This is a genomic window from Pseudomonas laurylsulfativorans (assembly GCF_002906155.1).
Taxonomy (GTDB): Bacteria; Pseudomonadota; Gammaproteobacteria; order Pseudomonadales; family Pseudomonadaceae; genus Aquipseudomonas; species Aquipseudomonas laurylsulfativorans.
On the sequence record NZ_MUJK01000002.1, the window covers coordinates 820,649 to 831,903 of the forward strand.

Genomic DNA, 11,255 nt, shown 5'->3' on the forward strand with positions numbered 1-11,255 from the left:
TGTGTTGGCTAAGGGGTTGGCAGCCCTTCCGGCATCGCGGACAAATGTTCGTGGCAGGCCAGCCATAGGCCTTGTTGTTCTTGGCCAGACGCTTGTTTCTTGAAAACAATCGTCTCGCGCTCCTGGCTAAAGTGCTGCTCCCCTTGCATGCGCAGCTCGGTGGCTACGTCATGGATGAAAATCGCCACGTCACCTTGCAGGCTGACGAACGCGTTGCTTGAGGTGCACGAGAGCACCTCGAAGCCATCCTCGGCGCGCCAGCTGTCCCACATCGCCTGATAGGCGTCGCGCGACAGCAGGGGCTGTTCGAGGGTGTAGAAGACGAAGCTGGCATCGGCGCTGAATGCGCCGAAGTAGGCTTCGCGATCGTTACGGGCAAAAGCGGACACCAGGTCGGCGGCGGCTTTCAGAACCTGATCGCGTTCATTCATGACCAATCCTCAGCGGTGGACTACGCCAGGCAGTACGCAGAGCATTTCGTACAGCAGGTTGGCGGCCAGCAGCGAGGTGTTACCAGTGGTGTCGTAAGCGGGCGAGACTTCTACCAGATCGCAACCGACCAGATCGAGACCTTGGCAGCCACGAACGATCTCGATCGCCTGAATGGTCGTCAGACCGCCGATTTCCGGGGTGCCGGTACCTGGAGCCCAGGCCGGGTCGATGCCGTCGATGTCGAAGCTGAGGTAGACAGGACCGCCGCCGACTTTCTCGCGGACTTCAGCCATCAGAGGCTCCAGCGATTTGTGCCAGCACTCTTCGGCCTGGACCACGCGGAAGCCCTGGTTGCGGCTCCAGTTGAAGTCGTCAGCGGTGTAGCCCTGGGCGCGCAGGCCGATCTGTACGACACGGTCCGGGTCAATCAGGCCTTCTTCAACGGCGCGACGGAAGGTGGTGCCGTGGGCGATTTTCTCGCCGAACATGTGATCGTTCACATCGGCGTGAGCGTCGATGTGCACCAGGCCGACCTTGCCGTGCTTTTTATGGATGGCACGCAGGATCGGCAGGGTGATGGTGTGGTCGCCGCCCAGGGTCAGGGGGATCACATCGTGTTCCAGGATGTTGTCGTAGGACTCTTCGATGATCCGTACGGCATCCAGCAGGTTGAAGGTGTTGATCGCGATGTCGCCGATGTCGGCAACCGACAGCGAGTCGAACGGCGCAGCGCCGGTCGCCATGTTGTACGGGCGGATCATCACCGATTCAGCGCGGATTTCGCGAGGCCCGAAACGGGTGCCAGGGCGCAGGGAAGTACCGATGTCCAGTGGCACGCCTACGAAGGCAGCGTCCAGACCGGCAGCGGTATTCAAGTGGGGGAGTCGCATCATGGTGGCGATGCCGCCGAAGCGCGGCATTTCGTTGCCGCCCAGTGGTTGGTGAAGAATCTTGTCCACGGGTAGGGCCTCATCGTCGTTGTTTTATTTATTGGGTTGCGCCGTTCACGGGAGTACGGGCACCGTTGTGAGCTGATTCTGCGAAATGTAGTGGCCGGGAAGAATCGCTACGGGCAAATACTTAGTTCAGATTTTTCTAAACTAATGGTGTGAGCCGGGATAGACTTCTCGGCTTGAGCGATGCGTTGACCGGACGGACCCATCGCCAGCAAGCCGGCTCCTGCAGGTCGGCGTCGTCCGTAGGAGCCGGCTTGCTGGCGATCGGTTGCTCCGCAACCGTCTATCAGATCACGCTGATTCACTGAACACGCTACGGAGCCCCCCATGGCCAACGCTTTACCCGACCTGAAACTATTGCGCATCTTCGTCAGCGTGGTGCGTCATCAGGGCTTCGCCAACGCGCAGCAGGAGCTCAATCTCTCGACGTCGGCCATCAGCACCTACATGAGCCAACTCGAAGCAGCGCTGGGCCTGGTGCTGTGCCATCGCGGTCGTGGCGGTTTCAGCCTGACCAGCAAAGGCGAGCTGTTCCATCAGGAAACCCTGCGTCTGTTAGGTGAGCTCGAAGGCTTCGAGCAGTACGCCGCCGCCCTCAAGGGCGAGTTGCGCGGTACCTTGAACCTCGGGGTGATCGACTCCACCGTCAGCGACAAGGCCCTGCCGTTCGCCGAAGCCATCGGCGCCTACAGCCAGGAGCACCCGGCCGTGCACTTGCACCTGTCGGTGATGAGCCCCTACGAATTGCAGCTCGGCGTGCAGGACAACCGTCTCGACCTGGCCATCGGCGCGTTTTCCACGCGCATGAGCGGCCTGGTATACATGCCGCTGTACCGTGAACAACACTGGTTGTATTGCAGCACGCGGCATCCGCTGTTCAACGAGCGGCGCATTCCCGAGCAGGTCATCACCCAGCAGCGCATGGTCGGTCGTGGCTACTGGAGCCAGGCCGAACTGGCGCGCCACGGCTTCAAGCACAGTGCCGCGACGGTAGAAAGTATGGAAGCACAGTTGATTCTGGTGCTGTCCGGTGCCTACATCGGCTACCTGCCGGAGCACTACGCCCAGGCCTGGGCCGACAAGGGCGACTTGCGGGTGTTGCTGCCCGCGACCTTTGGTTATCAGGCACCGTTCTCGATGATCGTGCGTCGGGGCCGTAGCCGCGAGCCGCTGATCCAGACGTTCCGCGACTTGCTTAAAGCCCAACTGAACCAGGCCTGAGAAGATGTCCAGAATCCAGTGCCCGCGCTGCCTGCGCCCACAAAGCCACTGCCTGTGCCCCTTGATCCCGAGTCTCGACAGCCGCACCCGGGTGTTGCTGCTGCAGCATTCGAGCGAAGTTAACCATGCACTGAATACGGCGCGGTTGGCGGCGTTGGGCCTGAACAATGCTGAACTGATCGTGGGGGAAGTGTTCGAGGATTTACCGACGTTGCTGAAGCAGCCTGGGTATCAGGCGCGCTTGTTGTTTCCCGGTGACGATGCGCAGCCGATGCAGGCTTATGCCGCGACAGACGAACCCTTGTTGCTGGTCGTCCCGGACGGCACCTGGCGCAAGGCGCGCAAGATGCTGCACCTCAATCCGCTGCTGGCGGCATTACCGAGGGTGACGCTGGCCGAAGGCGGTGTGTCTCGCTATCGGCTGCGCAAGGCGCCGGGACCGGGAGCGTTGTCGACGGTGGAGGCGATTGTGCAGGCACTTGAAATCCTTGAGGCACCGACTTCGTTTGCGCCGTTGTTAAAGCCATTCGAAGCGTTGATCGAGGGGCAGATAGCGGCGATGGGGGAGGAGGTTTTCCAGCGTAACCATGGGCCGAAATAGTCGGTGTTTTTGATGGACCCTTCGCGAGCAGGCTCGCTCCCACATTCGATCGGATTCCCTCAAGGGAAATGCAATTCAATGTGGGAGCGAGCCTGCTCGCGAAAGCGGTGTAACAGTCACAAAAAATCTTGAACAGCGCCTACCGCTCCCGCATCGCCTCGGTCCGCGCCTTCAAAACCGGTTTAAGCAAGTAATCCAGCACCGTCTTCTCCCCGGTAATAATGTCCACCGTCGCCACCATCCCCGGGATGATCAGCAGTGGTTTGACGTCCCCGCCCAAGTGGTTTTTGTCAGTGCGCACCTGAATCAGATAGAAACTGTTGCCCTTGTCGTCGGTGATGGTGTCGGCGCCGATCAGTTCCAGTTTGGCGCTCAGGCCGCCGTAGATCGTGTAGTCGTAGGCACTGAACTTGACCATGGCTTTCTGGCCCGGATGCAGGAATGCAACGTCCTGCGGGCGGACCTTGGCTTCGATCAGCAGGTTGTCTTCCAGTGGCACGATTTCCACCATGTCGCTGCCCGGCTGGGCCACGCCGCCGATGGTGTTGACCTTCAACACCTTGATGATGCCATGCACCGGGGAGACCACGGTGGTGCGGGTCACGCGGTCGTCGATGGCGATGCTCGATGCCGTTATTTTCGACAGGTCGGTGCGTTTCTCATTCAGCTCTTTGGCGGCCTCCGAGCGGAAGGTCTGTTCCGACTCGTCGATCTTGCTTTTGATCTCGTTGATCGCCGACTCCGCCCGGGGAATCGCCAGGGTGGTGGCATTCAGCGAGCCGCGAATCTCCACCGCGCTGCGTTTGAGGCGCAGGATTTCCACCGGTGACACCGCACCGGTGCTCACCAGCGGCGTGGACATGTTCATCTCTTGTTGTAATAGCGCCAGGCTCGAACTAAATTGACCCTGTTTCGAGCGAAACTCTGCAAGTTCCTGGGTTTTTTGCCGAAGTTGTTCAGACAGTGTGCGCTGCTCGCTCGCGAGACGACGTTGCCGCTGCTCGTACAGCGAGCGCTCGTCTTCGGCCACTTGCGGGGCTTTGGCGATCACTTCTTCTGACAGCTTGAACGGCCGGCCCTCGGCTTCGGCCGAAAGCCGTTCGACCTGCGCGGTCAAGGCATAACGATCGGCTTCGCTTTCGCCCTTGTTCGACAGGTAGCGTGTGTCATCCAGGCGCAGCAGGGTGTCGCCCTTGTTCACCATTTGTCCTTCACGGACGAAAATTTCAGTGACGATGCCGCCCTCCAGGTTTTGGATCACCTGGACCTTGCTCGACGGAATCGCCTTACCTTCGCCCATGGTGACTTCCTGCAACACGGCGAACTTGGCCCAGAGCAGTGCGCTGATCAGCAGCGCGGCGGCCAGCCACACGGTGACTCGTGACCAGCGCGGTGAATCCTGCAACGAGGCGCCGGCGGTTTCCGGCATGAACTCCGTTTCGGCACTTTTGTTGAAACTGTCGAAGTAGCCACGGGATCCTTGATCGGCAGACATGGACGACTCCTAGACGGCCGCAGAGCCGACACGGCCCTTGCGCAGTGCATCGATGACCGCTTCTTTCGGACCGTCGGCGACGATCCGCCCGTTGTCCAGCACCACCAACCGGTCCACCAGGCTCAGCATCGAGGTGCGGTGGGTGACCAGCAGGATGGTTTTGCCCTGGACCCAGTCGTGAAGTTTTTGCCGCAGAACGTCTTCGCTGCTGTTGTCCATGGCGCTGGTGGGCTCGTCGAGCAGCATGATCGGCGGGTCGAGCAACATCGCCCGGGCCAACAGTACCGCCTGGCGCTGGCCACCGGACAGCAATTGCCCGCGTTCGCCCACGGGCCGGTCGAAGCCTTGCGGGTGTTGCCGGGCCAGTTCGGTGACACCGGTCATTTCCGCCACTTCGAGCATGCGTGAGTCACTGATGTAGCGCGCGCCGAGGGTCAGGTTGTCGCGCAGGCTGCCGGCCAGCAGCGGCAGGTCGTGGGCGACGTAACCGATTTGATGGCGCAGGTCGGCGACGTCCAGTTGCCGCAGGTCCAGGCCGTCGAGCAACAACTGGCCTTCATCGGGTTCATAGAACCCCATCACCAGGCGTGCCAGGGTGCTTTTGCCAGAGCCGCTGCGACCGATGATGCCGACGCGCTCGCCTGGTTTCACACTGAAGCTGATGTTGGCCAGGGCGGGTGCACTCTGGCCGTTGTAGTGGAAGGTCACGCCGACAACATCCAGTGCGCCTTGCAGTTGCGTGCGCTCCAATGGCCGTTGTTTGGCGTCGCGCTCCTGGGGCAGGCCCATCAGCGCGTCGGTGCTTTTCATGGTCAGTTGCGCTTGCTGGTAGCGGGTGATCAGGCCGGCGATCTGCCCCAGTGGCGCGAGCACCCGACTGCCGAGCATGTAGCTGGCTACCAGGGCGCCGACGCTGAGGTTGCCGGCGATGATGCTGTAGACGCCGGCGACGATGGTCGCCATGCCGGACAGTTGCTGGATGAATAGCGTGCCGTTGGTGGCCAGGGCCGAGAGGTTGCGCGCATGGCTGTCGAGGCGGGTGAGGGCGCCATGGGTGCTTTCCCATTTGTGCTGGCGTTCGCTTTCGGCGCTGCAAGCCTTGAGGGTTTCCAGGCCGCTGAGGGTTTCGATCAGCAGTGCCTGGCGTTCGGCGCCGAGGCTGAGGCTCTTTTGCACGGTGTCACGCAGGCGCACCTGGATCACCATGGCGAAGATGATGGTGATGGGAAACGCCAGGATCGGGATCACCACCAGCCAGCCACCGAGCAGGCCGATCACCAGCAGCATCAGCAGGCAGAAGGGCAGGTCGATCAGGCTGGTGAGGGTCACGGCGGTGAGAAACTCCCGCAGGCCCTGGAAGTCATGAATGCTCTGGGCAAATCCGCCGATGGTCGCCGGCCGCGCTTTCATCGACATGCCGGTGATGCGCTCGAACAGGGTGGCCGACAGGATCACGTCGGTTTTCTTGCCGGCGGTATCCAGCAAGTGCGCGCGCACGACCCGCAGCACCAGTTCGAAAGCGGTGCCGATCAGCAGACCGATCGCCAGCACCCACAGGGTCGAAGTGGCCTGGTTCGGCACCACGCGGTCGTAGGTCTGCATCACGAACAGCGGCACCATCAGGCCTAGCAGGTTGATCAGGAAACTCGCCAGAATCGCGTCGCTGTACAGCCATTTCGACAGTTTCAGCGTATCGCGAAACCATGCCTGCACCCGCGGCACCAGCGGCGAGCGCAAGTCTTCGAGTTCGTGGCGTGGCCGGGCAAACAACGCCTGTCCACTGTAGTGTTCGGCCAGTTCCTCAGGGCTGAGCCATTGCTCGCCGCCATCGGCTTCGCTGGGCAGGATCAGCACCTTGCCGTCTTCGCCATAACGGCGCAGGACGGCCGTGCGGCCGTTGTTCAACAGCAGCAGCACGGGTAGGTTGAGCGCGGAGATGTCCTTGAGGTCACGACGCAGCAAGCGCGCCTGCAAACCTGCCCGGGCCGCTGCACGGGGCAGCAGGTCCAGGCTCAGGCGTTGGTTTGCCATGGGCAGCCCGGCACTCAGGCTGGCGCGACTGACCGTCGCGCCGTGGAGTTTGCAGAGGATCAACAGACCGTCCAGAAGCGGGTCATCGAAGCTCAGACGCGGATCGACACCGGTGTTGCCGGGTTCCATGCTGGTCATTGAACGCTCCCGTGCACTACTTCAATTCAGGCAGACGCGCTTCGTTTTTCACTTCTGTCTGGGCGATGGCATCGGCGGGCAGTACGACCCGTTGCTTGCTCAGCAACTGGCCCATGTTCGCCAGTACACGGTACATCGAAAACTCTTCGGTGTAGCGCACTTCGGTGTAGCGACGGTTGGCGTTGTAGAGTTCGTTTTCACTGTCGAGCAGGTCCAGCAGGGTCCGCTGACCGAGGCCGAACTGATCCTGATAGGCCACGCGTACGCGTTTGCTGGTGTCGGCGTATTCACGGGCGGTCGGGGTTTGTTTCTTGGCATTGACCATGGCGTTCCAGGCCAGGTGGATGTTTTCGTTCAACTGACGCAGGGCATTGTTACGGATGTCCATGGCCTGGTTGATCTTGTGCGCGTCGGAGGCCAGGCGGGCCTTGTCGCTGCCACCACGGAACAGGTTGTAGTTCATTACCACGCCGACCCGCCATTCGTTGTCGTGGCCTTCGTCACCCTGCACGTTGTTGTTCGCACCCACGGCGGCCTCGGCGTCGAGACGTGGGTAGAACGGCGACTTGGCGACTTCGTACTGGCTTTCGGCCGATTGCACGTCGGCCTGGGCGGATTTCAGGTAAGGGTTGTTTTCCACCATGCTCTGCTGGGCTTCGGGCAGGGAGGCAGGGACTTCGCCGCGAATCGACGGCGGGGTTTCGAGTTCATCGGGCATGCGCCCGACAACGGCGTAGAAGTTCGACTCGGCATCAGCCAGATCGACTTCGGCGGTGTCGAGGTTGTTTTCTGCCAGTGCCCGACGAGCCGTGGACTGGTCGGCATCGGCGTTGCTGCCCACACCGCGCTGGGTGCGCAGGCCGATCTGGTCGTTGACCCGCAAGTGCGCTTGCAGGTTGTTCTTGGCCAGTGTCACCAGTTCGCGACGCTTGAGCACTTCGAGGTAAACCTCGGTGGTGCGCAGGGCCAGATCCTGGGCCGTACCTTGAGCGTAATAGGCGCGCGAGTTGACCACGCCTTTGGTGCGATCGACTTCATTGGCGGTGTTGAACCCGTCAAAGAGCATTTGCCGCAGGCGTAATTCCGACTGGGTGTAGTTGAGGGTTTCGGTGTGGTGATTACCTAACGCACGGGTATTGGTGTTATCGCTGTAGCCGCGCCCGTAGGCGGCGTTCAGATCGACCGATGGATAAAAGCCCCCTTTGGCGACCTTCACGTCTTCATCCGCCGACAGACGGCTGTCCACCCGTGATGCCAGCTCCGGGTGGGTCGCGATGGTGCTCTGGATCGCTTCGGTCAGTGTCATGGCCTGAGCCTGGGACGAGCAGGCCATGGCCAAAAGAACCGCGCTGCAGAGGGGGGTTAATAGGCGCATGTACATCTCCCTGATTCCTGATGGTGCTTATCAGTCGCCAAATATTTGACGACATTTATAGGTAAAGTTGTTTCATGTATTTAACAAAAGAGCTAAGAACATTCTGGAGAGTAGCTAAGAAATTTTTTTCATAACGGTTATGCCAAAAAAAACTTATGCGCTCTGCAAAATCCAGCACATTGTTCAATCCGAAAGCCCTTGTTTTATGAGCTCTAGGGCGCTCACCGGGGCTTGAGGAAAGTTCCAATCCACTTATCGACATAGGGCGGAGAAGTGCTGGAGGGGAGGGACGCGAATGATCTGAAGAGTGACGGTTTTTTGTCACTTGAGTGATTCAGGATCGTTACGCATCGCTCACAGGCAACGCTGTTGCGAGCAGGGATCCAATGCCATTGATTGCAGAGGGTTTTTCCCGAAATCGTTAACAGCGCCGTGAGCGACTGGCTGGGCGAGATCGTTGCCGGGGCCACGGCTTACTCAAGTAAACCGGTACCCGGAACACGATCCGCCAGACAACCCGCTTGAGCCATGAGCAGTTCTTCGCACAAACAAGGTGCCGACAGCGGTTGGCAGCGGAGGAAGTGCACATGGCTACGCTCATCGGAATCGTCAGTAAGGTCATCGGTCAGGTGTTCGCGGTTGCGAGCGACGGCACCCGGCGTGCTTTGGTCGAGGGGGACAAGTTGTTCGCCGGCGACCAACTGAGCACCGGCGCCGAAGGCGCGGTAGCGGTGCATCTGCAAAATGGCCAGGAGCTGACCCTCGGGCGCGGCAGCAGCATGCAGATGACCCCGCAGTTGCTCGCCAATCAGATTCCACATGTGGACTCGTCCGAGGCGGTGACGCCGAGCGAGGCCCAACTGACGGATGTCGAAAAGCTGCAAAAAGCCATTGCGGCGGGCGACGACCCGAGCCAAACCGCTGACGCCACCGCTGCCGGGCCTGCCTCGACTACCGGCGCACCGGGCGGCATCCAGGGCAGTGGCCATAGTTTCGTCATGCTTGAAGAAGTGGGTGGCCGAGTCGACCCCACCATCGGCTTCCCCACTGCCGGTTTCAACGGCATTCCCGAACTTCCCGAAGAACGCCTGAACGCTAACCCGGACAACAACGCTGTAGCGGCCGATACCCCTGTGGTGCCGCCGGTGACGCCGGAGGTGCCGAACAATCCGGTCACCTTCGTCGGCCTGTCGGACCAGGACGGCGAGCGGATCGTCAATGAAGCCAACCTGGCCGACGGTTCGGCGAGGAGCGAAGGCTCGCTGACGCGCAGCGGCACCTTCACTATCAACGCGCCAGACGGGCTGACCAGCCTCAGTATCGGCGCAATCAACGTGATCAGCGGCGGTGTGGCGGCAGGTTTTGCGCAGTCGATCACCACCCCGCTGGGCAGTACCTTGACCTTCACTGATTACAACCCGGCCACGGGCGTGGTCAGCTACAGCTACACCCTCAACCGTTCCGAAACCCACACAAGCGGCGAGGGTGCCAATAGTATCGACGAACAATTCACCGTGGTGGCCGTCGACAGAAATGGCGACAGCGTTACCGGTACGCTGGATGTCAGCATCATCGACGACGTGCCGCAAGCAATCGATGACAACAATGGCACCGCCTCGGAAACCTTGCTGACCCTCAACGGCAATGTGCTGACCAACGACGTGCAAGGCGCGGACCGGGTGCCGCTCGGGGAAAACAGCGGCCCCATCACCCCCGGGACCTTCATCGGCACCTACGGCACCCTGGTGCTCAATGCCAACGGCACTTACACCTACACGCTGAACACCAGCGATACCGATTTCAAGGCGTTGCACGGCGGTGGTGACGGCACGGAAACCTTCACCTATACGCTGACGGACGCCGATGGCGACACCAGCACGGCGAACCTGGTACTGCAGATCCACAACAACGATGACCCGGACACGATTGGCGGTTTGAATCTTGGGGGCGCCGAGCTGACCGTCTTCGAGAAAAACCTCGGCGATGGCAGCGCACCGGATGCCACTGCGCTGACCCAGAACGGCACGTTCACCTTCACTGCACTGGACGGCATAACGACCCTGACTGTGGGCGGTATTGCTGTGGTCACTGGAGGCGTGGCCGCCGGCTTCCCGCAATCGATTACTACGCCACTGGGCAACACCCTGACCATTACCAGCTTCAATATTGCCACCGGCGTGGTGAACTACAGCTACACGCTGAACGACAACGAAGCGCACGCGACGGCCAGCGGCGCGAACACCTTGCCTGAGCAGTTCGCCGTCACCTTGGTCGATGACAACGGCACCACCGCGACCGGTTCACTGGACGTCAACATCGTCGACGACCTGCCGAAAGGCGTGGATGACAGCAATGCGTCGACCGCTTCGGAAACCCTGCTGACCCTCAACGGCAACGTGCTGAGCAACGACGTGCAAGGCGCCGACCGGGTAACGATTGGTGAAGGTACTGGACCTATCACCCCCGGCACCTTCACTGGCACCTACGGCACTTTGGTGCTGAACGCCAACGGCACCTACACCTACACCCTGAACACCAGCGATGCCGACTTCAAGGCGTTGCATGGCGGTGGCGACGGCACCGAAACCTTCAGCTACACCATCACCGATTCGGATGGCGACAGCAGTACGGCGAACCTGGTGCTGCAGATCCACAACAACGATGACCCGACCACGATTGGTGGTTTGAATGTTGAGGGCGGCGAGTTGACCGTCTTCGAGAAAAACCTCAGCGACGGCAGTGCACCGGATGCCACTGCGCTGACCCAGAACGGCACGTTCACCGTCACCGCCCTGGATGGCGTGACCACCTTGACCGTGGGCGGCATCGCCGTGGTCACCGCTGGTGTGGCGGCGGGCTTCCCGCAATCGATCACCACGCCGCTGGGCAGCACGCTGACCATCACCGGCTTCAATGCCGCGACCGGTGTCGTGAGTTACAGCTACACCCTCAACGACAACGAAGCGCACCCGACGGCCAACGGTGCCAACACCCTGCCTGAGCAGT

At 60.9% G+C, this 11,255-nt stretch carries 8 protein-coding genes; 3 read left to right on the forward strand and 5 right to left on the reverse strand.

Annotation, left to right across the window (positions count from 1 at the left end):
• Positions 1–8: 8 nt before the first annotated feature.
• Positions 9–431 (reverse strand): YybH family protein, encoded by a 423-nt coding sequence (locus B0D71_RS10200; protein WP_103394650.1) that lies wholly within the window; start codon positions 429–431, stop codon positions 9–11.
• Between the two features lie 9 nt (positions 432–440).
• Positions 441–1,391: an agmatinase gene (gene speB, locus B0D71_RS10205; protein ID WP_007972517.1), complete on the reverse strand. Its 951-nt coding sequence runs from the start codon at positions 1,389–1,391 to the stop codon at positions 441–443.
• 324 nt (positions 1,392–1,715) lie between these two features.
• Between speB and B0D71_RS10210 the strand changes: the two genes are divergently transcribed.
• Both B0D71_RS10210 and B0D71_RS10215 read left to right on the forward strand, forming a co-directional pair.
• A complete protein-coding gene (locus tag B0D71_RS10210) occupies positions 1,716–2,609 on the forward strand; it encodes a LysR family transcriptional regulator (protein ID WP_007972518.1) in 894 nt (297 codons plus the stop codon).
• A gap of 4 nt (positions 2,610–2,613) precedes the next feature.
• On the forward strand, positions 2,614–3,210 hold the full coding sequence (locus B0D71_RS10215; RefSeq protein ID WP_103394651.1) for a tRNA-uridine aminocarboxypropyltransferase: 597 nt from the start codon (positions 2,614–2,616) through the stop codon (positions 3,208–3,210).
• 139 nt (positions 3,211–3,349) lie between these two features.
• Here the strand turns inward: B0D71_RS10215 and B0D71_RS10220 are convergent, their stop codons facing one another.
• Genes B0D71_RS10220 through B0D71_RS10230 form a run of 3 tightly spaced genes read right to left on the reverse strand, consistent with a single transcriptional unit; the run spans position 3,350 to position 8,249 of the window.
• Positions 3,350–4,705 (reverse strand): HlyD family type I secretion periplasmic adaptor subunit, encoded by a 1,356-nt coding sequence (locus B0D71_RS10220; protein ID WP_103394652.1) that lies wholly within the window; start codon positions 4,703–4,705, stop codon positions 3,350–3,352.
• Between the two features lie 9 nt (positions 4,706–4,714).
• Positions 4,715–6,874 carry a type I secretion system permease/ATPase gene (locus B0D71_RS10225; protein WP_103394653.1) on the reverse strand — a complete coding sequence of 720 codons (2,160 nt, stop codon included), beginning with the start codon at positions 6,872–6,874 and terminating at the stop codon, positions 4,715–4,717.
• A gap of 16 nt (positions 6,875–6,890) precedes the next feature.
• Positions 6,891–8,249, reverse strand: a complete 1,359-nt coding sequence (locus tag B0D71_RS10230; protein WP_103394675.1) for a TolC family outer membrane protein — start codon at positions 8,247–8,249, stop codon at positions 6,891–6,893.
• 587 nt (positions 8,250–8,836) lie between these two features.
• Between B0D71_RS10230 and B0D71_RS10235 the strand changes: the two genes are divergently transcribed.
• The coding region (locus B0D71_RS10235; protein WP_133160922.1) for a retention module-containing protein at positions 8,837–11,255 on the forward strand (2,419 nt) is incomplete at its 3' end.